The 20,859-nt window shown below is 65.5% G+C and carries 21 protein-coding genes; 10 read left to right on the top strand and 11 right to left on the bottom strand.

Translation table 11 applies throughout. The annotated features are described in order from the left end of the window. Positions 1-34: 34 nt before the first annotated feature. Positions 35-814 carry an AraC family transcriptional regulator gene (locus M1D44_RS22240; RefSeq protein ID WP_316683613.1) on the bottom strand — a complete coding sequence of 260 codons (780 nt, stop codon included), beginning with the start codon at positions 812-814 and terminating at the stop codon, positions 35-37. Positions 815-1,076: 262 nt separating this feature from the next. On the opposite strand from M1D44_RS22240, the gene M1D44_RS22235 reads away from it, so the two are divergent. The 3 genes from M1D44_RS22235 (at position 1,077) to M1D44_RS22225 (ending at position 3,936) form a co-directional block, all read left to right on the top strand. Next, positions 1,077-2,633 carry an ATP-binding protein gene (locus M1D44_RS22235; protein ID WP_316683151.1) on the top strand — a complete coding sequence of 519 codons (1,557 nt, stop codon included), beginning with the start codon at positions 1,077-1,079 and terminating at the stop codon, positions 2,631-2,633. Beyond that, the gene (locus M1D44_RS22230; RefSeq protein WP_024978618.1) at positions 2,617-3,276 is read left to right on the top strand and encodes a response regulator; all 660 of its coding nucleotides are present in this window, start codon (positions 2,617-2,619) and stop codon (positions 3,274-3,276) included. Before M1D44_RS22235 ends, M1D44_RS22230 begins: the two co-directional genes overlap by 17 nt. Before the next feature lie 105 nt (positions 3,277-3,381). Continuing rightward, complete coding sequence (locus M1D44_RS22225; RefSeq protein WP_024978619.1) at positions 3,382-3,936, top strand: Spy/CpxP family protein refolding chaperone; 555 nt, start codon at positions 3,382-3,384, stop codon at positions 3,934-3,936. 66 nt (positions 3,937-4,002) lie between these two features. On the opposite strand, the gene M1D44_RS22220 is transcribed toward M1D44_RS22225, so the two are convergent. The 4 genes from M1D44_RS22220 to M1D44_RS22205 form a co-directional block, all read right to left on the bottom strand. Continuing rightward, positions 4,003-4,443 (bottom strand): universal stress protein, encoded by a 441-nt coding sequence (locus tag M1D44_RS22220; RefSeq protein ID WP_045202201.1) that lies wholly within the window; start codon positions 4,441-4,443, stop codon positions 4,003-4,005. Between the two features lie 155 nt (positions 4,444-4,598). Then, the gene (locus M1D44_RS22215) at positions 4,599-5,516 is read right to left on the bottom strand and encodes an AraC family transcriptional regulator (RefSeq protein WP_316852454.1); all 918 of its coding nucleotides are present in this window, start codon (positions 5,514-5,516) and stop codon (positions 4,599-4,601) included. Positions 5,517-5,568: 52 nt separating this feature from the next. Continuing rightward, positions 5,569-6,000 (bottom strand): hypothetical protein, encoded by a 432-nt coding sequence (locus tag M1D44_RS22210; RefSeq protein WP_428984633.1) that lies wholly within the window; start codon positions 5,998-6,000, stop codon positions 5,569-5,571. Beyond that, a complete protein-coding gene (locus M1D44_RS22205) occupies positions 5,997-6,395 on the bottom strand; it encodes a glycoprotein (RefSeq protein WP_316852453.1) in 399 nt (132 codons plus the stop codon). The genes M1D44_RS22210 and M1D44_RS22205 overlap by 4 nt, the downstream gene beginning before the upstream one ends. Positions 6,396-7,107: 712 nt before the next feature. Between M1D44_RS22205 and M1D44_RS22200 the strand changes: the two genes are divergently transcribed. From M1D44_RS22200 to M1D44_RS22185, 4 genes are all read left to right on the top strand, one after another. Further along, complete coding sequence (locus M1D44_RS22200; RefSeq protein WP_316852452.1) at positions 7,108-9,858, top strand: sensor domain-containing protein; 2,751 nt, start codon at positions 7,108-7,110, stop codon at positions 9,856-9,858. A 123-nt stretch (positions 9,859-9,981) separates the two neighbouring features. Continuing rightward, a complete protein-coding gene (locus M1D44_RS22195) occupies positions 9,982-10,485 on the top strand; it encodes a DUF6622 family protein (RefSeq protein WP_316683147.1) in 504 nt (167 codons plus the stop codon). A 58-nt stretch (positions 10,486-10,543) separates the two neighbouring features. Beyond that, complete coding sequence (locus M1D44_RS22190) at positions 10,544-11,356, top strand: TOBE domain-containing protein (protein WP_112188157.1); 813 nt, start codon at positions 10,544-10,546, stop codon at positions 11,354-11,356. A 6-nt stretch (positions 11,357-11,362) separates the two neighbouring features. Beyond that, a complete protein-coding gene (locus tag M1D44_RS22185; protein WP_112188155.1) occupies positions 11,363-11,860 on the top strand; it encodes a flavodoxin family protein in 498 nt (165 codons plus the stop codon). Here the strand turns inward: M1D44_RS22185 and M1D44_RS22180 are convergent. Next, complete coding sequence (locus M1D44_RS22180) at positions 11,857-12,600, bottom strand: ABC transporter ATP-binding protein (protein WP_024978629.1); 744 nt, start codon at positions 12,598-12,600, stop codon at positions 11,857-11,859. The two genes, M1D44_RS22185 and M1D44_RS22180, sit on opposite strands and share 4 nt — an antisense overlap. Then, positions 12,597-13,283, bottom strand: coding sequence for a molybdate ABC transporter permease subunit (gene modB, locus M1D44_RS22175; RefSeq protein ID WP_024978630.1), 687 nt, complete (start codon positions 13,281-13,283; stop codon positions 12,597-12,599). Before modB ends, M1D44_RS22180 begins: the two co-directional genes overlap by 4 nt. Positions 13,284-13,732: 449 nt before the next feature. On the opposite strand from modB, the gene M1D44_RS22170 reads away from it, so the two are divergent. Continuing rightward, the gene (locus M1D44_RS22170) at positions 13,733-14,812 is read left to right on the top strand and encodes a helix-turn-helix transcriptional regulator (protein ID WP_316852451.1); all 1,080 of its coding nucleotides are present in this window, start codon (positions 13,733-13,735) and stop codon (positions 14,810-14,812) included. 35 nt (positions 14,813-14,847) lie between these two features. Here M1D44_RS22170 and M1D44_RS22165 read toward each other — a convergent pair whose 3' ends face one another. Genes M1D44_RS22165 through M1D44_RS22150 form a run of 4 tightly spaced genes read right to left on the bottom strand, consistent with a single transcriptional unit; the run spans position 14,848 to position 18,278 of the window. Next, the gene (locus M1D44_RS22165; RefSeq protein WP_428984632.1) at positions 14,848-15,621 is read right to left on the bottom strand and encodes a lytic transglycosylase domain-containing protein; all 774 of its coding nucleotides are present in this window, start codon (positions 15,619-15,621) and stop codon (positions 14,848-14,850) included. 11 nt (positions 15,622-15,632) lie between these two features. Beyond that, the gene (gene sctR, locus M1D44_RS22160; RefSeq protein ID WP_024978633.1) at positions 15,633-16,292 is read right to left on the bottom strand and encodes a type III secretion system export apparatus subunit SctR; all 660 of its coding nucleotides are present in this window, start codon (positions 16,290-16,292) and stop codon (positions 15,633-15,635) included. A 52-nt stretch (positions 16,293-16,344) separates the two neighbouring features. Beyond that, entirely contained in the window at positions 16,345-17,433 is a 1,089-nt protein-coding gene (gene sctQ, locus M1D44_RS22155; RefSeq protein WP_316852450.1) for a type III secretion system cytoplasmic ring protein SctQ, read from the bottom strand. Beyond that, positions 17,430-18,278 carry a helix-turn-helix transcriptional regulator gene (locus M1D44_RS22150; protein WP_024978635.1) on the bottom strand — a complete coding sequence of 283 codons (849 nt, stop codon included), beginning with the start codon at positions 18,276-18,278 and terminating at the stop codon, positions 17,430-17,432. Before M1D44_RS22150 ends, sctQ begins: the two co-directional genes overlap by 4 nt. 306 nt (positions 18,279-18,584) lie before the next feature. Between M1D44_RS22150 and M1D44_RS22145 the strand changes: the two genes are divergently transcribed. Further along, positions 18,585-20,540, top strand: a complete 1,956-nt coding sequence (locus tag M1D44_RS22145; protein ID WP_051541566.1) for an FHIPEP family type III secretion protein — start codon at positions 18,585-18,587, stop codon at positions 20,538-20,540. A gap of 42 nt (positions 20,541-20,582) precedes the next feature. After that, positions 20,583-20,858 carry a type III secretion system export apparatus subunit SctS gene (gene sctS / locus M1D44_RS22140; RefSeq protein ID WP_024978637.1) on the top strand — a complete coding sequence of 92 codons (276 nt, stop codon included), beginning with the start codon at positions 20,583-20,585 and terminating at the stop codon, positions 20,856-20,858. Position 20,859: the final 1 nt, after the last annotated feature.

Here is a 20,859-nt window from a genome sequence, read left to right as displayed (position 1 = left end):
ATTGCAGCGGGGGGAGGGTGGGGGGAGGATGCGGCTAGCGCGCCGCCGCGACCATGCCCGGCGACACGCCGTACTTGCGGACGAACTGCCGCGTCATGTGGCTTTGATCGGCAAAACCGCATGCGGCTGCCACTTCCGCCAGCGGCTCGCCTTGGGCGATCAGGCGGCGCGCCAGGGCCACGCGCCGTTGTACCTGATAGGCGTGAGGCGTGAGGCCGGTCACGCGGGCAAAGCCGCGCAATACCTGGAAGCGGCTCAAACCTGTTTCCTGTGCGAGGTCGAGCAGGGAGATGGCCGCCGCCGGGTCGTCATCGATGCGGGTTCGGGCAAGCCGGATGGCGTCGGGGGCTGTGTCAGCGTGGTGGTTGGTGCGGTCGTTGGCGGCGTGCAGCGCGTCTGCCAGTACGGACAGCAGCAGCTGCTCGCGCAGCAGTGCATCGCTTTGAGCGGCGGGCACCGTCATCTGCGCAAACAGCAGGCGCATGCGGGGGGCGAGGTCTGCGTCGTGGATGACAGGGCGGTCAAACTCAGCGTCGCCGTAGTGGCCGGGGTGCAGGTCCGTCGCCAACTCGGCGACCACGCCGGGGTCGAGGTAAAGCATGCGCCACGCGCGGCCGGCATCGCCGATAGGTGTGCCATCGTGCACTTCAAACGGATTGACCGTGATGACGTCGCCTGCGCCGGCTTCTACCGTGCCGCGTCCGCTGAAGGATCTCTGCGCCCCGCGATCAACGATGCCGATGCCGAACTGGCCATGCGTGTGGCGCGGGAAGGTGTGGCCGGAATCTGCGGCGACGGCTTCCACGCCGCGCATGGCGCAGCGATGCATCGAAAACGCGAGGTTGGCCGGCCGGCTGGGCAAGGGCGGTTCCTTGTGAGGGGGATACGCGAATCTACGGGTGTGCAGCGTGGCAGCAGCATACGCTTTCTTCGCATTTCGCTCATTTTTTGCGCGCAGGCGGTTGGTATGCTGGCGCTTTCTGCAGCAGCACGCCCGGTAAGATGAGGCCGTGCCTGCTGCCGGGCAGCGCGGGAACCGCTTCCGCTAGTGGTGCCCGGCAGCCCCTGACTGATCCATGCGCCCGTCTTTCGGTATTACCTCCAAGCTGTTCGTTGCGTTGTTCATGCTGAGCATCGTTGTTGCGCTCGCCATGGGCGCGGCGGTGCGCTGGCGCTTTGACGCCAACTTTCTCGACTACGTGAACGCGCGCGAATCCGAGCGCATGGCCGCGCTCGCGCAGGGTGTGGAGGCCGCCTACACGCAGCACGGCAACTGGGATTTCCTGCGCAACGATCGCACGGCGTGGTTCCGCCTGCTGCGCCGCGAAGGCGCCCGGGCCCGAGCCAATGGCATGGGCGGCGACCGCTTCGACCTGCCACCAGGTCATCGCTTCGATACACTCCCGCCCGGCCCGGACCGCGGCATCGACAGAGACATGCCGCCGCCGCCCGGCCCGCCTCCGGCAGGGAGCATGCCGCCGCACCCGCCCAGCGAGCCGCCGATCCCGCACTCGCCGATCTGGCTGCTTGATGCGCAGCGCAACGTCATCATTGGAGACGGGCCGCCCCTCGGGCCGAACGCACGATGGCAGGAACTGCGCCACAACGGCCAGACCGTCGGCTGGCTGGCCATGCCGCCGCGCGTGCGTGTGCCCGAAGGCGCCGACCAGGCATTCCAAGCGCAGCAGTTGCGCGCCACATGGATCATCGCGGGACTGTCGGTTCTGCTGGCGGCGTTGGTGGCGGTGCTGCTCGCACGCGGCCTGCTGGCTCCGATGCGCCGGCTGACGGATGCCGCACGCCGCATGGCCGACGGCGACTACGCCACCCGTGTCGACGTGCATTCGCGCGATGAACTCGGCGGGCTCGCGGCGGATTTCAACCACCTTGCCGCGTCGCTGGAGGCCAACCAGAAGATGCGGCGTCAGCTCACGGCGGACATCTCGCACGAACTGCGCACGCCACTGGCCGTGCTGCGCGGTGAACTGGAAGCACTGGAAGACGGCGTGCGCCCGCTGACGGCCACCTCGCTCGCGTCATTGCAGGCGGAGGTGTCGACGCTCAGCAAGCTCATCGACGACTTGTACGAACTCTCGCTGGCCGATGTGGGCGCGCTCGCTTTCCACATGGAGCCGCTGGATTTGGCCGATACCGTGTGCAGTGCCGTGCAGGGCTTTACGCCGCGCCTGATGGAAAAGAGCATCGCGTTGCAACTGGACATGCCGGCAGCGCCGTCGCAGGAAACGATGGTCAAGGGCGACGCGCAGCGTCTGCGGCAGGTCATGCAGAACCTGCTGGAGAACACGCTGCGCTATACCGATGCCGGCGGCACGCTGCGTGTGCATGTGCATCAGGACGGTGACTGGCAGCAGATCGACGTGCAGGACAGCGCGCCGGGTGTGCCCGAGGCGATGCTGCCGCGCATCTTCGATCGCCTGTTCCGCGTTGATGCCTCACGCAGCCGGGCGCAGGGCGGGGCTGGCCTGGGCCTGAGCCTGTGCCAGACCATCATCGCCGCACACGGCGGCACCATTGAAGCCAGACATTCGCCGCTGGGCGGGCTGTGGATCGCCATTCGCCTGCCTATTCTTGATGTGCTTGATCCGCTAGCCGACCATGATTCTGATCATTGAAGACGAACCCAAGCTGGCCGCATTGATGACCGACTATCTGCGCGCCGCTCACTACGAGACCGAGTGGCTGGCCGATGGCACGCATGCAGCGCAGCGCATTCGTGAGACCGCGCCCGAACTCGTGCTGCTCGACCTGATGCTGCCCGGCAAGGACGGCCTGGAGATCTGCCGCGAGGTGCGCGCGTTCAGCGAGGTGCCCATCGTCATGGTGACGGCGCGCGTGGAAGAAATCGACCGCTTGCTCGGCCTTGAGCTTGGCGCTGACGACTACGTTTGCAAGCCATTCAGCCCGCGCGAACTGGTGGCGCGCATCAAGACCATCCTGCGCCGCGTACAGCGCGGTGGCGGCATGCCGGAGAGCGCCTTGCAGATCGACGGCGCCGCCTATGCCGCCACGCTGCGCGGCCAGCGCCTGGACCTCACGCCGGTGGAATTTCGTCTGCTCGCTGCGCTGGCGGGCGCACCGGGGCGCATTCTGTCGCGCTCGAACCTGCTCGAGCAGATCTATGACGACCACCGCATCGTGACCGACCGCACGGTCGATACCCACATCAAGAACCTGCGCCGCAAGATGGAACAGGTGAGCCCGGGCACCGAGATGATCCATTCCGTCTATGGCGTGGGTTACAGGCTCGACGCCTGAGGTTCAAGAAAACTCCTCTGTTTGCCCACCTTTCGTGCAGGGCCGATGGCTACAGTGAACGTATGGCCGGCGTGTTCGGCCGACGATCTCATGAGGAGCCTCAACATGACCGCTGTGACTTCCCGCGTGGCCGGTATTGCCGCCGGACTTTTGCTTTCGTGCGCCGCGTTGGCCCAGACCGCCGGCCCCGGCGCCGTTCCGCTCTCGCCCATGCCACCCATGTCACCACATGGTCCGGGCATGATGGAGCGCGGGCCAGGCATGGGCCCAGGCGGCCCACGTGGCATGGGCCCGCATCATGGCGGCGCGCCCTTTCTGCGTGGCCTGAAACTGAGCGAAGAGCAGCGCGACAAGATCTTCGCCATCGAATATGCACAGATGCCCGAAGCGCGAGAGCAGCGCAAGGCCATCGAGCATGCGCGCCGCGATCTGCATCAGATGGTGGCTTCGGGTCAGTATGACGAAGCGCGTGCGCGCAGCCTGACTGAATCGCTGGGCCGCGCCGTTGCCCGCGAAGCGCAACTGCGCGCGCAGGCCGGCGCCAAGATCATGCAGGTGCTCACGCCCGAACAGCGCAAGCAGGTGGGCGAGCGTGAAGCCCAGCGCGTGGCGGAACTCGAGTCCGGCGAAGGCGGGCCGGAACCGGTGCCGATGATGTAATTCAGGACTCGCCCAAAGATAGGGAATCGGTTCTCTGTCCGCAGCGGACGGCCCGTGAACGGATTCCTAGCGGTAGACCACCACCGGTACGTGCGCGTAGGTCAATACCTTGCGCGTCTCGTTGCCGATCAATAGTCGCCCCATCAGGCTGCGGTGCCCGTGCGATGCCATGAAGATGACGTCGCACGCGTGCCGCTTTGCCGCATCGAGGATGCCCAGATAGGGCTCGGCAAACTGCGATACATCGCTGTCGAACTGCACGCCTTCTTCCCGGGCGCGCTCTGCAATGCGGTCGATGCAGTCCTTCGCGTAGCCCTGCACCGTTTCCATGTAGTGCGCATGCGGACACTCGCCCACGCCGGCCGAATAGGCCATGTTGGGGAATTCTTCAATGCATGTGTAGGCGGTGAGGCGGCACCCGGTGGCGTGCGCCAGCTTGAGCGCGCCGTCGATGGCCTTGCGGCATTGCTCGGAGCCGTCGGTCGGCAGGAGGATATGGGTAAACATGGCGGTCTCCATGGGGAACCCATCTCCACGTTACTGCGCCCACCGATGCGCCTCTATCGTGGAAAACGCTAGTCCAGCGCAGCTTTTCGGCTGAGTTGGACGACCAGACGATCGCAATGCACGGTCGTTCGCATATTGACGTGGCAGATTGCGCCCTAGCCCCGTTGCCACGCCTGCCGATAGCGTGACGGCGACGCGCCAAGCTGCAGCGCGAATCGCCGGCTGAAATGGCTGGCGCTGGCAAAGCCGCAGCGCTCGGCAATCGTCGCCAGCGCAAGGGTGGTTGTGCGCAGCAGCGTCTGCGCGCGCGCCATGCGCTGCTGCATCACCCACTCATGCGGCGCCGCGCCGAAAGACGCCCGAAACATCCGCGCGAAATGGAATTCCGACAGGTTCGCTTCTGCCGCCAGTTGTCCGAGTGACAGTGGCAGATGCAGCTCGGCGTCGATGCGCGCGGCAATGCGCCGGCACACGTGCGGCGCCAGCCCGCCCCGCACAGCCAGCGCCCGCGTGCGGCCCTGGGTCTGCACGAGATACGACAGCGTGTCATTGGCCAGCGCGTTGGCGCGCATGCGGTCGTCCAGGTCGGTCCAATCGAGCTGGGCGATGTTCGCGCAAGCTTGTGCGAGATGAACGTCTTCGATGAAGGTGCGGTCGTGCAGTGTGAACAAGCGGGGCTCTGCGTCGAGCAGGCGTACGGCGTGTCCGGCCAGCGCGTCGGGCGGGAAATACAGATGAACGAAACGCATCGGCTGCTCGATCACCCAGCTCGACTGGTGTTCGGCCGGCAGCATGCACACGCGCCCTGGTGCGCCGAACAGGTGCGGCAGATCTTGCCGGTGCGTCGTGTAGCCGCCTTGCAGATAGACCGACAGCGTGTGGTGCTCGGGCTGGATGTAGCGCGCCTCGTCGTGCTCGTTGCGCCAGATGGCGGCGGTCACGCCGTCGCCCAGATTCGTCACGCGCTCGAGTGATGCGCGCGAGCCGCGCGCAAGCGTGCCGAAGACGCTCGCGTCTGCGGTTACGCGAGGGTCGGCAGGTTGAGACGAAGGAGGCGTGGGGGCGGGGCGCACGCGTCGATGTTACCAACGATGGCACCGCGACGCGACGCAAAGAGCCCGGGCGCTATCCGCCGCAGAGCTGGTGCGCTACCTCGCCCGCCAGCCCGACGCCATCCACGCGTTGCCAGCCCGCATCGTTGGCGATCTGTCTTTCGCTGACGGTCAGCGCGCCTTGATACAGCTTGGCTTGCGAGACCGAGAACTGCCGGCTGCGGCAATCGACGGTGTACAGAAAATCGGCCATGTCGCCGCGGAAGGCGCCGAACATCCGTTGCAGCGAACGCATGCCCGCGCGGTTCGACGCTTCTACGCGCACCCACGCGCTGACCGGGCCGCTGGGCATGCGCTGGATGCTGCCGACGTCGAGCGACGCGTGACTGTCGGGTTGGTCGGGCAGCGGGATCCAGCGCTCAGCACTGGCCACCGGCATGGACAGCGCTGCCAGCGCCGCCAGCATGCCGGTCACGGCACGGTGTGTGACGCCGAAGGATGTCATCGGGGCTTGCCGCCCGGTACGGGAATGGCAATCGAGTCGGAATGGCTGCAGGCCATCATCACGCCTGCCTTGTCGACGTCGATCATCACGGTGCCCGGCTTGTCGGCCGTGCTGGGCGTGGCCGCGAGGCTGCCCGACAGGCGCTGCATGATCGCCCGGCAGGTCGGGGCCGTGGAGGCAACGGTCGTGGCTTTGGCTGTCTTGGCGGCCGGAATTGGGGCGGGTGCCGCAGCAGCAACGGGTGGACGACTGGGGGCAGGGGCTGCCGCGGCCGCGGGCGGCGTAGAAGCGTGCGCACGCGGCAACGCAACAAGTACGGCCAGCACGCTCACGGCAATCAGCAACCGCGTCGTGCGCCGTGAAAGCGATCGATTGGGGGGAGACAGAGACGGCATGACAGTCCAGGCACAGGCATCCAAATTGCGCCTGCTAGGTCACGGGACAGGCGCGCTCTTTCGACCAGTAACGGCACGCCGCGCCCGAACTTGACGCGGCAATCTGCCTCATGGGTCACTCAAGCGTGATTTTGCCTGCGCAAAATACGTCATGTGAACGACATAATCGTGCAGGCTGGAACATTCTCATCAATGTAGCGACCAATCAATATGCCGGGGAGATTTTTCCGACGTCGTCGGCATCGTGAAACGAACCGCACGTAAGGTTCGCACATGCAGGCGATGTAAGCAGACGGGACAAGCAGCAACGGGGTTCGTGCAGTGCCAAAACAAATGGGTCGGCGGGAATGAAAATGCGATGGAATATCCGGTCTTTTCCGCCCTTTGTTTTTCCAAGGGGGCCACTATGATTCACAACATGGCGATGCGATGCAACTTTGCGTCGTTTGCCTCATGGGTCGGTTCTCCTCTCTGGAACAGATCGACACGGTCCAGAGATTTCAACCCGCGCCTCGTCAACTGAGCGCGGGTTTTTTCTTGGGTCATGTCAACGTCGGGTGGCCTCCACACGCCCCTCAGGGCGATCGCACGCAGCACCCTTCAGTTTTTCACCGGCGCGCCGTTGTGGTTAGGGGCGAGACACATGTAGTCTCCCTCTCGCTTTCCCATTGCCACTGCTGTTGCTGTTATCGCTCAAGCCATCGCATTGCCCATGACCCAGTTTCTTCCGGCTCAGGCCGGAGCCTCTCCTGCAGACGTTGCGTCGGGCCCCCAGGCCGCGCAACGTCCGGTAGCGGCCATGGTCGGGGCGATGACTGATGTGCGTGGTACCGATTTCGATGCGCTGTCACGGCTGTCGTCCGACGCGGTATTGCTGACCGTGGACGGGCGCCTCGTGCGAGCCAACCCGGCCGCCGCCCGCTTGCTGGGCGCGCAGGATCCAGCGCAACTGGCGGGCCTGCAACTCGCCGGCCTGATTCATCCCGATGACGTTGTCCAGGTGATTCCGCGCCTGGCAGGCATGTTGAGCAGCGGGGTCTCTGCCCAGCCGGTCGAACACCGTCTGGTGCGCGCCGACTACACACACGTGCTGGTTGCCAGCGAAGCCGCTGCGTGCGAGCACGAGGGCCAGCCCGCCGTCATGATTGTGCTGCGTGAAGCCGTGTCGCGCCATGCGTTGGAGCGCCACGCCGTACAGGCTCGCGCTGAAGCGCTGCATGCGCGCCGTCTGCTCGCTTCGGAGAACGCCGTGCTTGCGCAACTTGCCTCCAATGCGACGCTGTCGAGCGTTCTGCGCCACCTGTGTCTGTATGTCGAGCAGGTTTATCCGAATGCCATGTCGGCGCTGCTGTTGCTGGACGCCGGCTCCCAGACCTTGCGTGTGGCCGCTGCGCCCACGCTTCCAGCGACCTATGTCGCCACACTGGAAGACACGCCTGTCGGCCCCGATGCCGGCGCATGCGGCTGCGCGGTGTATCTGGGCGACGCCGTCTTCGTCGACAACATTGCGACCGACCCGCGCTGGCAACACGAGCGCACGGCGGCATTGGCTGCGGGTTTTGCTTCTGCATGGGCGTTGCCGATCCGCTCGTCTCGCGGGGACAAGCTTGGCGTGCTTGCGCTGTTCTATCGACAACCGTGCATGCCCGTGGAAGAAGAGCAGCATTTCCTCGACGACGTCACGCACCTGGCAGGCGTTGCCATTCAGAAGGACACCGTCGAACGCGGCCTGGCCGAAAGCGAAGAGCGCTATCGCCTGGCGATCTCGAATTTGCATGAAGGCGTCGTCATCATGTCGCCGGACGGCGTGGTGCAGGCCGCCAACGCCAGCGCCGAGCGCATCCTGCGCGTGCGCCCCGGGCAGCTCGTGGGGCGTAACCGGCTCGACCCGATTCAACGCGTTGTGGATGAAGACGGCAAGGAAGTCGGTTCGACCATGATGCCGTCCGCGTTGGTGCTGCGCACCGGCGAACCCATCTTCGGCCGCGTGTACGGGCTGTTGCTCAAAACGGGCGAGTTGATGTGGGTGCGGCAGAACATCATTCCCATCCGCCGCCATGCCGAGCCGGCACCCAGCAGCGTGATGCTGTCGTTTGCCGATATCACCGATATCAAGCGCGCCGAGCAGCGCTTGCGCCATCTGGCCGCGCACGACGCGCTCACGGGCCTGACCAACCGCAGCTTCTTCATCGCGCACCTGGAAGGCGCCATTGAGAGCGCGCGCGACGAGAGCCGCGAGTTGGCGCTCTTCTTCCTCGATCTCGACCGCTTCAAAAGCGTGAACGACACTGCCGGCCATGCCTGCGGCGACACGCTGCTGCAAAGCGCCGCCGCGCGCCTGACCGATTGCATCGGCCCCGGCGACGTAATCGCCCGCCTGGGCGGCGACGAATTCGTCATCCTGATCGACCAGCGTGTTGAGGGAAAGCGCATCGCGCTGCTGGCTGAACGTTTGCTTCAGGCCATGCGCGAGCCCTTCGATACCGTCAACGGACGTTACTACCTGGGTGTGTCGATTGGTGTGGCGCTGTATCCGCATGACGGCATCTCGGGTTCCGACCTGCTGCGTTCTGCCGACGCCGCCATGTACCGCGCCAAGCAGAACGGTCGCAACCGTGCGCAGTTCTACACGGCTGAACTCAACGCCCGGCTGCAACGCCGCTACATGCTGGAAAACGCGCTGCGCGATGCGCGCGAGAACAACGAACTGCAGCTCGTCTATCAACCCAAGTACGACCTGGCCAGCCATCGCATCGTCGGTGCCGAGGCACTGCTGCGCTGGAACAGCGCCAAGCTTGGGGCGATCTCGCCGGTGGAGTTCATCCCGGTGGCGGAAGAGACCGGTCTGATCGTGCCGATTGGCGCATGGGTCTTGCGCCGCGCCTGCGAGCAGGCCGTGATCTGGTACGAAGCGCTGGGCTATGACTTCCGCATGGCGGTCAACCTGTCGGCGCGCCAGTTCCAGGCCGGCGACGTGGTCCCGATGATCGAACAGACGCTGGCCGACAGCGGCCTGCCGCCCACCGCGCTTGAAGTCGAAATTACCGAAAGCCTGCTGATGGGCGGTGCGGACGAGGTCCGCCCGATGTTCGATGCACTCACCGCGCAGGGCATCCGGATCTCGATCGACGATTTCGGTACCGGGTATTCATCGCTGTCGTATCTGCAGCGCTTCCCGATCAGCAACGTGAAGATCGACCGCTCGTTCATCACCGGCATTCCGGGCGATCCGGATTCCGTGGCGTTGACGGAGGCCATCGTCGCCATGGCGCGCGCCCTGGGCATGACCGTCACCGCCGAAGGTGTGGAAGACGCCGATCAGGTGGAGTTCCTCGCCAAGGCGGGCTGCCAGGAAATCCAGGGCTACTACATCGGCAAGCCTGTCACGGCCGAAGGTTTCGACCGTTTGCTGCGGGCGCACCTGTCCGTGGTAGATGCCGGCGTACGCGCCGCGCTGGGCTGACGGCGCGGCTGACTGCGGGGCTGACTGAGCCATTCACACCGGCGTTCCTGCCGTTCGTCGCAATCCGCTCCCGCGTGCGGGGGCCGGCACCTAAGCTGGCGTCATTCCAACAGGGAGACCGCCATGCTCGAATCGATCGCCTCCATCGTGTCGCATACGCCCACCTGGGTGTTCGTGGTGTTTGCCGTGCTGATCGCCATTGGGGTGCGTCAGATGCAGCCCCGCATCGTGTCGCGCCGCCGCCTGATCGTTCTGCCGTTGGTGGTCGCTGCGTACTCGCTCTACGGCGTGTCGATGGCAAGCCATGGCAGCGCGCTTGCGCTCACGATGTGGCTGGTGGCCGTTCTGATGGCATTCCTGCTGACATACATGTCGCCGCCCAACGGCGCCGTGTCTGAAACGGCCCGCACCGTACGCGTGCCCGGAAGCTGGGTGCCGATGGTGGTGATCGTGGGCCTGTTCGCTGCCCGCTATGCCTACAACGTGATGCTAGCGATGCACCCGGAGGTCTCGCAGTCTGCCAGCTTCATGGCGATGTTCAGCGCGCTGTTCGGCTTCCTGGGCGGGCTGCTGCTCTCGCGCTCGGTGCTGCTGCATGTGCGTACGCCGCGCCTGGCGGCGGCTTGAGCCGACGAATCAGCGTTAACATCCTGCATGTTGCAATCTCCATCCAAGACGAGACGACATGCTGGAACTCGACGGCACCATCTGGCTGCGCGCCGGTGAAGACAACTGGGGCGGGCGCGGCCGGATCGAACTGCTGGCTGCCATCGGACAGACCGGCTCCATCACCGCAGGCGCCAAAACCGTGGGTCTTTCCTACAAGGCCGCGTGGGACGCCATCGACACCATGAACAACCTAGCCGGCGAGCCGCTGGTGGTGCGCACCACGGGCGGCAAGGGCGGCGGTGGCAGTGTGTTGACGCCGCGCGCGCAACGGCTGATCGAGAGCTTCCGCGTGCTGGAAGCCGAGCACCGTCGCTTTGTCGAACGCCTGGATGCCGCCGCGCAGGCTGCCAGCGAAGACGTCAACCTGCTGCGCCGCCTGATGCTGCGCACGAGCGCGCGCAACACCCTGTTCGGCACGGTGGAATCGGTGGCGTCGGGCGCCGTCAATGATGTGGTGACGCTGCGCCTGCCGGGCGGCCAGGCTGTTGCCGCCACCATCACCCAGGAAAGCACGCGCATGCTGGGGCTGGCGCCGGGTGTGCAGGCCGTCGCGCTCATCAAGGCGCCTGCCGTGATGCTGATGCGCGGCGCCGGCGAGTGGCGCGTCTCGGCAGAAAATCAGTTGCCGTGCGTGGTCACGGAAATCCGCGATGGCGCGGTGCAGGCCGAAGTGCGCTTGCGCCTGCTCGATGCGAACGCCGCGTCGGCGGGCGAAACCGTGCTGGTGGCGATGCTCTCGCGCACCGCTGTGGAAACACTGGCACTGGCCGAAGGTGTGGAAGCCGTGGCTGTCTTTGAAGCGTCGAGCGTGATCCTGGGATTGGCCTAAGCCCCCATGACGCCCAAAACCCTGCTGATCGTCTACCACTCGATGACGGGTGGCGCGCGCCAGATGGCCGAGGCCGCTCAGGCGGGCGCCGCAGAAGAGGGCGGCATTGCGGTGCGGTTGCGGCACGCGGCGCAGGCCGGCCCCGACGATGTGCTGGCGGCGGACGGCTATCTCTTCGCGACACCGGAAAACCTCGCCGCCATCAGCGGGCAGCTCAAAGACTTTTTCGACCGCTGCTATTACCCGGTGCTCGACCGTATCAACGGCCGTCCATACGCGTGCCTGATCTGTGCAGGCAGCGATGGCCAGAACGCGGTGCGCCAGATTGAACGCATTGCCACCGGCTGGCGGCTCAAGCCCGTGGCCGAGCCGATCATCGTCTGCACGCATGCGCAAACGCCCGAGGCCATCCTGGCTCCCAAGCGCATCGGGGCAGACGATCTGGAGCGCTGCCGCACCCTCGGGCAGGCCATGGCAACCGGGCTCGCGTTAGGCGTTTTCTAGCGGTTCACCACAGCCGTCAGATGCGGATACGGCGACAGCGGTGCCGCATCGGGCGCGCGCACCGCATCGGCCACGACGCGGCCATCGCGCAGCTCGAATACGTGGTCTCCGAATATCTCCACATCGGCCGGGTCGTGCGTGATCATCAGCATCGGCACCCGCAGCCGCGCTTGCAGGGCAGACAGCTCGGAACGCATGCGCGTGCGCAGCGCCGGGTCCAGTGCGGCAAAGGGCTCGTCGAGCAGCAGCATGGACGGCTCGGCGATCAGCGCGCGGGCCAGCGCCACACGCTGGCGCTGCCCGCCGGAAATCTGCGTCGGGTAATTGGCGGCGACGGCGCCCAACTCGAACGTGTCGATCCACTGCTGCACGCGAGGGTCGTGTGTGCGGCGTGGCGGGTTGAACCACCCGCGCTTGAGCCCGAACGCAATGTTCTGCGTCACCGTCAGGTGGTTGAAGAGCGCGTAGTCCTGGAAGAGGTAGCCGACGCGGCGTTCTTGCGCGCTGAGGTTGATGCCGTCGGCGTGATCGAACAGCGTGCGCCCGTTCAGCACGATGCGGCCGCGCTCGGGCGTCATGAGGCCGGCAATGGCGCGCAGCGTGAGGCTCTTGCCTGCGCCCGACGGCCCGTACAGCACCACGCGCCGGCTGTCCGAGCGTACGGCAATGTCCAGCGAGAACACACGCGCCGCGCTGGTGAGCGTTTTCTGCACGACGAGATCGATCATGCCGCCGCTCATGCCAGTTGCTCCTGAAGGTTCGGCGCGCGCCCTTGCAGCAGCCGGCTGGCAACCACCAGCACCACGATGCAGGTGAGTGAGGTGATCAGCACCAGCGTATTGGCCGTGGCGTCGTCGCCGGCCTGCACGGCTTCGTAGATGGCCACGGAAAGCGTCTGCGTGCGGCCCGGCAGGTTGCCGGCAATCATGAGCGTGGCACCAAATTCGCCCAATGCACGCGCAAAGGCCAGCAGCACGCCGGCGGCAATGCCGCGTGCGGCCAGCGGCAGCGTGACGCGAAAGAACACGGCAGCCTCCGGCAGGCCCAGCACGCGCGCCGCATTTTCCAGTTGGTGATCCACGCCTTCAAAGGCGGCGCGTGCGGATTTCATGACCAGAGGAAACGCCACCACCGTGGAGGCAATCACCGCGCCCTGCCACGTAAAGACGAGCTGGATCCCGATGCTGTCGAGCCACCCACCGATTGGGCCGCGCCGGCCCAGCAGCACCAGCAGGTAATAGCCGAGCACCGTGGGCGGCAGCACCAGGGGCAGCGTCAGGATTGAGTCGATGACGTCGCGCAGGCGGTTGCGCGTGCGGGCAAGTGCGTAAGCCGCGCCCACGCCCAGCACGAGGTTCAGGACGGTCGCCCAGCCGGCCACCTTGAGTGAAAGCAGCAGAGGCGTCCAGATGGAAGCGGACATGCGGATACGTTGCGAAGGTGCGGTTGGCTGGCCGGATGATTCCCGCAAACCACGAGGTGACGCGTTGGGCGCCGGCGACAGATTGGGTTAATTATTCGCAATATAGGGTTGGATATAACGCGCGGTCAATCCTGACACAGTGATGTCCGGCATGCCGCAAGGGGCATGGATGCGCCGTCCTGCGACCGCTGTCAGCGGCGTCCTCCGCTGCATTGCAACATAAGCCACGTCGATGGTGGGGCACTAAAAAGTTTTGTTGGACAACCTTGCCGTCAGCTTGCAACAATGCGCCAAAACGTAGGCCGGACGTCGCTTTTCACGATCCATGCCCAGCGGTGCTCAGGGTCGCCGCACAGCAAATGTCATCCCCCGGGGGGGAAACAGTCTTGGCTATGGCCGGAAGCATTCCGGCGGCCAAGCAGTGTTTCCAACATGACCGGAGGACGGCAATGGCCGCCGCACATCGCTCAGATGGTTTGCAGGCAGTACGTTTCCCCCGCGCCGAAGACGTGGCGCTGCTGATGGACATGCGCACCGCGCTCAAGGGGGCGGACGCGCAGTCCGGCGTTTCCACCTGCGCAAGCGCTTCCGTCCAGCTCGACCTGGATGCGCTGTCCGCGAAGGCGGACACTGCACCGCTACCCGGGCACGCCGATTCCCTGGCCGCACGCACTGCTGCAGACGATGCCGCCAATGGCGATCGCTTCTTCGTGCCGCTGCCGCCGGGCACGGACGTTGTTCCCGTGGACGAGCACGCGCTGCTGTTCGAGCCCGCGCCCGCACAGCCGGGTCGCCTGCGCCTGGCTGCCGAACTACAGGCCGCACGCGGGGTGGCCGAGCGCGCACGCATTGTGTCCGGGCTGATGGGGCTGATGGGCTTTTCATCCCTCACCTACGCGCTGACCGAGCCCCACGAAAACGCGCCGCCTACGGTGGCCATGCTCAAGAACTACGTGGCGCCGCGGTTCCTGCAGCGCTATTGCGACGAGCGCCTTTTCACCGTCGACCCGCGCCTGCCTGCGGTGTTTGCCACGGGCATGCCGCTGGTGTGGGATCTGGCATCGCTGGCGCGCGGCCAGGCGCGCATGGAACCGGCGATGCGCACGCTGCTGCAGACGATGGACGAACACGGCCTGCGCAGCGGCGTGATGTTCAGCCTGGGCGCCGGCAAGGGCATGAGCCAAGCGATTGTCAGCCTCAGTTCACCGCATGCAGGGCGGGAGTGGATCAGCGACAGCGTGCTTGGCCAGTCGATCCTCTTTGGCATGGCGCTGCATCAGGTCTGGCGGGCGCCACTGCAAACGTTCACGCGCAACACGCGCGTATCTGGTGAAGAGGCACCGCTCACCGTCATGCAAAGCCGTGTGCTGACGTGCCTGGCCGCCGGCATGAGCGACAAGGAAATCGCCATCAAGCTGCACACCACGGCACACAACGTTGATTACCACCTGCGCCTGATTCGCCGCCGCTACGGCGCGACCAACCGCGCGCAGTTGGCCTACATTGCGGGTCGCCTGAGCCTGATCTGACCGGGATGGACGATGTGCAAGCTGCCGCGCGGCATTCAGCGGGGCAGCGCCACGCAGCGCAGGCACGATGTGCCGTCGGCGCGATTGCACGCAACGATCATCACCTGCCGGCTGGTCTGGCCCGTGCACGCGCTGCCGGTCAGCACCCGTGGTTGCGCAGAGGCCGAGGCCGGGCGTGGTGCTCTTGGGCCCGGCGTGCCGCCGCCGACGGGCACGACAGGAATCGGCTCGATCCGCCCAGGGGCGGCGGCGTCGGGCACGATGGCCGGCACGTCGCCAGCGTTGGCGACAACCTTCTGCACATAGCCATGGCGGAAGCCGGTTTCGAAATTGCCGCTGTAGTAGCAAGACAGCGCCGCGCGCAACGCCTGTTGCTGATCTCCATAGCGAGGCAGTGAGCGCGCAAAGCACTCGGCGAGGATGGTGCCGCCTGCACGCAGGTTGCGGCAGGCGTCGAAGGCGGTTTCCAGTGTCTCGCCAAAGCGCGCGAGGTTGTAGCGGTTGACCTGCCCGAGCCCGACGCTGAAGTTGTAGCCCTGGCGTTCCAGCGAACGCGCGGTTGCCACGGCTTCTTCCAGCGTGGCAGGTTGGCGCACCAGCCTGCCGCCCACCACGCCGATCGCATAGGGGTTGTAGGCAGACTCCGTGCGCACTAGCGCTTCTAGCGTGAGGCGGTCAACGCGCGGTGCACACGTGGCGGCCAGCGTGGCGAAAGCGCGCGCATCAATGCGTGGTCCCGCCACGGCAGACGTGGCTGCCATGCAGGCGCCAAAAGTCATGGCGGCAACGATGAAAGCACTCGCACGCATGGTCGCCACCTCTATCGATAAGACAGCACGAGCCCGTGCACCAGCACCGACCAGCCATCGAGCATCACGAACAGCAGCAGCTTGAACGGCACGGAGATGGTGGTCGGCGCGATCATCTGCATGCCCAACGCCAGCAACAGGTTGGCCACTATCAGGTCGACCACCACGAAGATGATGTAGAGCACAAAGCCCACCTGGAACGCCTTGATCAGCTCGGTGAGGGTGAAGCTCGGTACGAGCACTGTCAGATCGTCGTTCTTGAGGCCGGCGGCGCGCTCCTTGGGCCAGATGCTCGTGGCGGATTTGACGAAGAAGTTGCGCTCTGATTCCAGGGTATGGGTCTGCAGGAATTTCTTCACCGGCGGCTGCGCGGCATCGAGGATGGCGATCACGTCATCCACACTCATCTGGCTGCTCAGGTTGAAGTTGCGCCCGCGCAGGTTGTCGACCATGTCCATGCCGACTGGCGCCATGATGAACACCGTCAGGATCAGCGCGATGCCGTTGAGCACGATGTTGGGCGGCACCTGCTGAATGCCCAGTGCCGAGCGCAGCAGGCCAAACACCACCACCAGCTTGGTGTAGCTCGTGACCATGAGTGCGGCAAAGGGCGCGATGCCCAGCGCCGCCACCACGGCAATCATCGCTACGGGATTGGGCAGGTTTCCCATGGGGCGTGTCGAGTGTGTCGATGCGTTGTTCTTGTTGAGGGAAGGGCAGGCGTTATGCCTGCCCGGGTGCCGCCTGACCGATGAAGCGCGACACGCGCACACCGAGCCGGTTGCCGACTGCAATCAAATGGCCTTCGCCCACCGGCATGCCATTGGCCAGGATGCGGATGACAGCCTGATTGAGCGGCTGCGCCAGCTCCATGACCGTGCCGGGCCGCAACGCACGCAGTTCGGCCAATGACAGCCGCCGCTCTTCCAGCTCGAAAGTGGTGACCAGTTCGATGTCGTCCAGGCTGTCGGTGGGGAGCGGGTGCGCTGTTGGCTCCGTGCCGGATGCAGCGGTGTAGGGGGCTGGGTTCTCGGTTGCCATCGGTTTTTCCTCCACGTTTTCCACGACGATGCGGGAGCCTTGCACTTGCCCGAACACCCGCAGGTGCAGCCGCCCCCGCACGCGGGCCACGCAGCGCAGCGCATTGCCCGCAGGCAGCCATTTTTCGATGCGCACGATGTCGCCCAGCGCAATGCTGGCAAAGTCGCGGCGCGACAGAAAGGTGGCGCCCAGTTCGAAGCGCAGCGGCACCTGTGTGCCCATGAACGCGGCCAGCGGAATGGGCTCCGCGGCCAGCTCCGGCGGGCACAGTTCGGGCAGAACCTGTGGCGCGTCGAACAGCAGCCCGGCCCGTGCCAGCCACGGCGCGGCACCGTCCTCTGCCGGATCGGCATCGCGGCGGGTGATCATCATTTGCAGGACGTCCGGCCGATCCAACCGGATGTCGGGCGGCGCGGTCTCAGGTAGCCACGCCAGCGCGCGTCCGCTGCGTTGTTCGGTGGCTCGTGTGAGTGGCGCCAGGGCGTCGGCCAGCACGGCGCAGCGCAGGGCTTGCGGCACGTGCGCATCTGCGGCGTCGGCCAGCCACGCATGCTCGGCGGCGGCATCGAGCAGAAGCCAGCCCGGCGCATCGCCCAGCGTGAATCGATAGGCCTGTGCCGCGGCCTGCACGGCGTGGGCTTCGCAACGCGCTTCGTAGGGTGTGTTCCCTACGGAAAACGGTAGTGCCGCGCGCGCCAGGTAAAGGCGCGACAGCGTACGCGCCAATGTCTGGTCCACAGCCGAGAGCATGCGAGCGTCGAGCGTATTCATGTCATGAACATGCGCCCGGCCATATAGGCGAGCTGCACGCGGTTCTGTGCACCGTATTTCTTCTTGAGCTGACGCAGGTGATAGTCGACGTTGTGCGGCGACATGTTGAGCTGCTCGGCAATCGCCTTGTCCGACAACCCGCTGGTGATGAACTCCAGAATCTGCCGTTGCACCTGCGTGAGCGCACGCGCGTGCGTGTCTTCATGCAACGGCTTGGCGTGCTGCATGAGGAATTCGTGCAGGCCGAGCCCCACGGCATAGGCTTGGCCGACCACGTTGTCGGCAATCCAGCCCTTGGCGTTGTTGCCCGATCCAAAACAGATGACGCTGTGCTCCAGGCTGCGGGGGCTCACGACACCGAAGCTGATACCGCTGCGCAGGCCGTAGCGTTCGGCGTCCTGCAACAGGCGGTGCAGGCGATCTGCATCTGCCGGAGCGGTGAGTGTTGCGCCCAGGTCGGCCAGATCCCACACGAGGGGCCATTCGTAGCGCAGCGCGAAGGCCAACCGCGGGTCGACTTCAAAGTAACGCTCGTCGACGTAGCGCTTGGGCCAGTTGGGCGGGGAATACGCGCGGAAGTACAGCACGCGCGTAATCGATTCCCCAATGCGGGTCAGCCGGTAGTAGCAGAGCCAGTCGAAACCGATGCTGCGCAAGACGGCGCGCAACAGCAATTGCCGTTCCTGCGCACCGTGCGCGGCCCGCAGATCCTGCGCGGTTTCAGAGAAGGACTCGGCGCGCGCCATCGCACCCAGGCGGATCGATTCCGCATCGACCACGATGTGTTCTTCGCCAAACAGGATCGGCGCGCGGACATCGCCGGCACCCACATTCGAAGCAGTCAACCGTGGCCTCTCGCGTGGCAAGTGAATGCACTCACTGTAGTGGCGCGCACACGCCGCGATGAACTACCGAAAAGCGTAGTCGACCCCGAAACTTCGTCAGAGATTGGCCGCGCGACTACGAGTTTCAGCGTTGAGCGCAGAGGCCCCCCACCTCTACACTTTTCGCAAGGGAAGGGGGGCTGAACAGCGTCCGCCTTCTACGGACATTCGTGGGCCCTGGGCCCAATCGGCCCCAAACAGGCCCAAAGGCGCTCCATGGCAAAGCCTCGGAATCTTGCTGCAGCGTTGAACGTTCCGCTCACCGGCATGCGCTGGGCGCGGCTGGTGAACTACGACATCGCGATTGCCGTGTTTGTGGTGGCGGTGGTCGCGCTCTTTGTGCTGCCATTGCCGACCGTCGTGTTGGATGGCCTCATCTCGCTCAATTTGGCGGCCAGCATCGTGTTGCTGTGCGTGTCGATCTATCTGCCGTCGGCGCTTGCGTTCTCGTCATTTCCGGCGGTGCTGCTGTTTACGACGCTGTTCCGGCTGTCGCTGAACATCGCCTCGTGCAAGCTGATCCTGCTGCAGGCCAACGCGGGCCACGTGATCGACACGTTCGGCAAGCTGGTGGTCGGCAACAACTTTGTAGTGGGCGGCGTGGTGTTCCTGGTGATCGCGGTGGTGCAGTTCATCGTGATCGCCAAGGGCTCGGAGCGCGTGGCGGAGGTGGGTGCGCGGTTTTCGCTGGATGCAATGCCCGGCAAGCAGATGAGCATCGACGCGGATCTACGTGCCGGCATCATCACGTCTGACGAAGCCAAGCGCCGCCGCGAAGCGCTGGAGCAGGAATCGCAGCTGCACGGCGCGATGGACGGCGCGATGAAGTTCGTCAAGGGCGACGCCATTGCCGGCATCATCATCGCGGTCATCAACATCCTGGCCGGCATTGCCGTGGGTGCGCTCATGCACGGCATGTCGATTGGCGATGCGCTGCACCGTTACGCGATCCTGACGGTGGGCGACGGCATGGCCTCGCAGATTCCGTCGCTGCTGGTCTCCATTGCTGCCGGCATCGTCACCACCCGTGTGGCGACGCGTGACCGCGAGGCCCGCCACCTCGGCCAGCAGATCGGCGCGCAGATCACCGCCCACCCGCGCGGCATGCTGATGGCCAGCGGCGTGCTGCTGGCGTTCCTGCTGGTGCCGGGGTTTCCCAAGTGGTCGTTCCTGCTGTTGGCGATCGGCACCGCTTCGGCTGCGTTCCTCCGCATGCGCCAGCGCCGGCAGGCCCCGCCACTCGATCTGCTTGTGCTCGGCCCCGACGCACGGCGGTTGACCGAGCCCGAAGCAGGCTCGCCCGCAGAAGGCATTGCGGCACCCATTGCGGTGCGCCTGTCGGAAGACCTGCGTGGCGAGATCGAACTTGTTGCTTTGCAGACCCGCCTGGCCGAAGCCAAGTCACGCGTGCAGCGCAGGCTCGGTGCGGTGTTCCCGCGTGTGCAACTGAACTGGGATGCGGCGTTGCCGCCTCACGGTTACGCGCTGCTCGTGCAGGACGTGCTGGCCGCCGAAGGCACGCTGCCGGAGCGCGATGCGATTCCAGACAGTGCCGTGCCTGCAGAAGACCGCCTGGCCGCCGAAGTCGAAACGCTCATCGAGCGCAACGCCGCGTCGCTCATTGGCATTCAGGAAACACAGAACCTCATCCAGATCATGCGCCGCGAACACGGCGAACTGGTGGCCGAACTCACTCGCCTGGTGCCCCCGCAGCGCATTACCGAAGTGCTGCGCCGGCTGGTGCAGGAGGGCGTGTCGATCCGCAACCTTCGGGCCATTTTCGAGAGCCTGATCACGTGGTCGCCCAAGGAGCCCGAAGACGTGATCGGCCTCGTGGAACTGGTGCGCGTGGATTTGCACCGCCAGATCACCGAGCAGTTCTGCGGCACCAGCCGGGTGCTCGATGTGGTGCTGTTCGAGCAGTCCTTGCAGGAACGCATCGAGCAGGCCGTCGTGCACACCAAGCAGGGCAGCGTGTTGAGCCTCACGCGTGAGGCCAAGCAGGCGATTACCGACCAGGTGGTGAAGATCCTGGGCGGCACACGCCCGCTGGAGAAAGACCGACATGGTCGCCCGCTGGCGGTGATGGTGTCGCTCAATTGCCGGCGCTACGTCAAGACGATGTTGCAGCCGGTGTTTGGCGATCTGCCGGTGCTGTCGTACCAGGAGATCGACGAAGCCATCGAGCTCAACACCGTGGGCTGGGTGACCAACCCCGCCTGAACACAGAACGCATAGAACGCACAAGGAGACAGGCCCATGAACATGAGCGCCACCATTCTCGAAGCCACACGCCAGGGCTTGCTTCTGGTGCTGCTGGTCTCGTTGCCGGTGGTGGCCGTGGCGACGGTATCGGCGTTGCTGATTGCCATCGCGCAGGCAGTGACGCAGATCCAGGATCAGAGCATCGGCCTGTCGGTGCGGCTGATTGCGGTGATGGTGACCATCGTGGTGCTGGCGGGGTGGGGCGGACGCGAAGTGCTGCGTTTTGCCCGCATGGCACTCGATCAGGTGTTTTACGGCGGTGTGGCGCCTTTCTAGC

This window comes from Ralstonia sp. SA306 (assembly GCF_054792405.1).
The sequence above is the reverse complement of the archived record's forward strand: the minus strand, read 5'-3'. Positions and strand labels throughout refer to the sequence as shown.

Excerpts from the sequence above, each read along its gene's own strand:
- M1D44_RS22205 (WP_316852453.1), bottom strand. The coding sequence starts at position 6,395 with ATGCCGTCTCTGTCTCCCCCCAATCGATCGCTTTCACGGCGCACGACG.
- M1D44_RS22165 (WP_428984632.1), bottom strand. The coding sequence starts at position 15,621 with ATGCGTGCGAGTGCTTTCATCGTTGCCGCCATGACTTTTGGCGCCTGC.
- M1D44_RS22230 (WP_024978618.1), top strand. The coding sequence starts at position 2,617 with ATGATTCTGATCATTGAAGACGAACCCAAGCTGGCCGCATTGATGACC.
- M1D44_RS22170 (WP_316852451.1), top strand. The coding sequence starts at position 13,733 with ATGGCCGCCGCACATCGCTCAGATGGTTTGCAGGCAGTACGTTTCCCC.
- M1D44_RS22240 (WP_316683613.1), bottom strand. The coding sequence starts at position 814 with ATGCGCGGCGTGGAAGCCGTCGCCGCAGATTCCGGCCACACCTTCCCG.
- M1D44_RS22185 (WP_112188155.1), top strand. The coding sequence starts at position 11,363 with ATGACGCCCAAAACCCTGCTGATCGTCTACCACTCGATGACGGGTGGC.
- modB (WP_024978630.1), bottom strand. The coding sequence starts at position 13,283 with ATGTCCGCTTCCATCTGGACGCCTCTGCTGCTTTCACTCAAGGTGGCC.
- sctR (WP_024978633.1), bottom strand. The coding sequence starts at position 16,292 with ATGGGAAACCTGCCCAATCCCGTAGCGATGATTGCCGTGGTGGCGGCG.
- M1D44_RS22210 (WP_428984633.1), bottom strand. The coding sequence starts at position 6,000 with ATGACATCCTTCGGCGTCACACACCGTGCCGTGACCGGCATGCTGGCG.
- M1D44_RS22200 (WP_316852452.1), top strand. The coding sequence starts at position 7,108 with ATGACCCAGTTTCTTCCGGCTCAGGCCGGAGCCTCTCCTGCAGACGTT.
- M1D44_RS22195 (WP_316683147.1), top strand. The coding sequence starts at position 9,982 with ATGCTCGAATCGATCGCCTCCATCGTGTCGCATACGCCCACCTGGGTG.
- sctQ (WP_316852450.1), bottom strand. The coding sequence starts at position 17,433 with ATGAATACGCTCGACGCTCGCATGCTCTCGGCTGTGGACCAGACATTG.
- M1D44_RS22190 (WP_112188157.1), top strand. The coding sequence starts at position 10,544 with ATGCTGGAACTCGACGGCACCATCTGGCTGCGCGCCGGTGAAGACAAC.
- sctS (WP_024978637.1), top strand. The coding sequence starts at position 20,583 with ATGAGCGCCACCATTCTCGAAGCCACACGCCAGGGCTTGCTTCTGGTG.
- M1D44_RS22180 (WP_024978629.1), bottom strand. The coding sequence starts at position 12,600 with ATGAGCGGCGGCATGATCGATCTCGTCGTGCAGAAAACGCTCACCAGC.
- M1D44_RS22225 (WP_024978619.1), top strand. The coding sequence starts at position 3,382 with ATGACCGCTGTGACTTCCCGCGTGGCCGGTATTGCCGCCGGACTTTTG.
- M1D44_RS22220 (WP_045202201.1), bottom strand. The coding sequence starts at position 4,443 with ATGTTTACCCATATCCTCCTGCCGACCGACGGCTCCGAGCAATGCCGC.
- M1D44_RS22235 (WP_316683151.1), top strand. The coding sequence starts at position 1,077 with ATGCGCCCGTCTTTCGGTATTACCTCCAAGCTGTTCGTTGCGTTGTTC.
- M1D44_RS22145 (WP_051541566.1), top strand. The coding sequence starts at position 18,585 with ATGCGCTGGGCGCGGCTGGTGAACTACGACATCGCGATTGCCGTGTTT.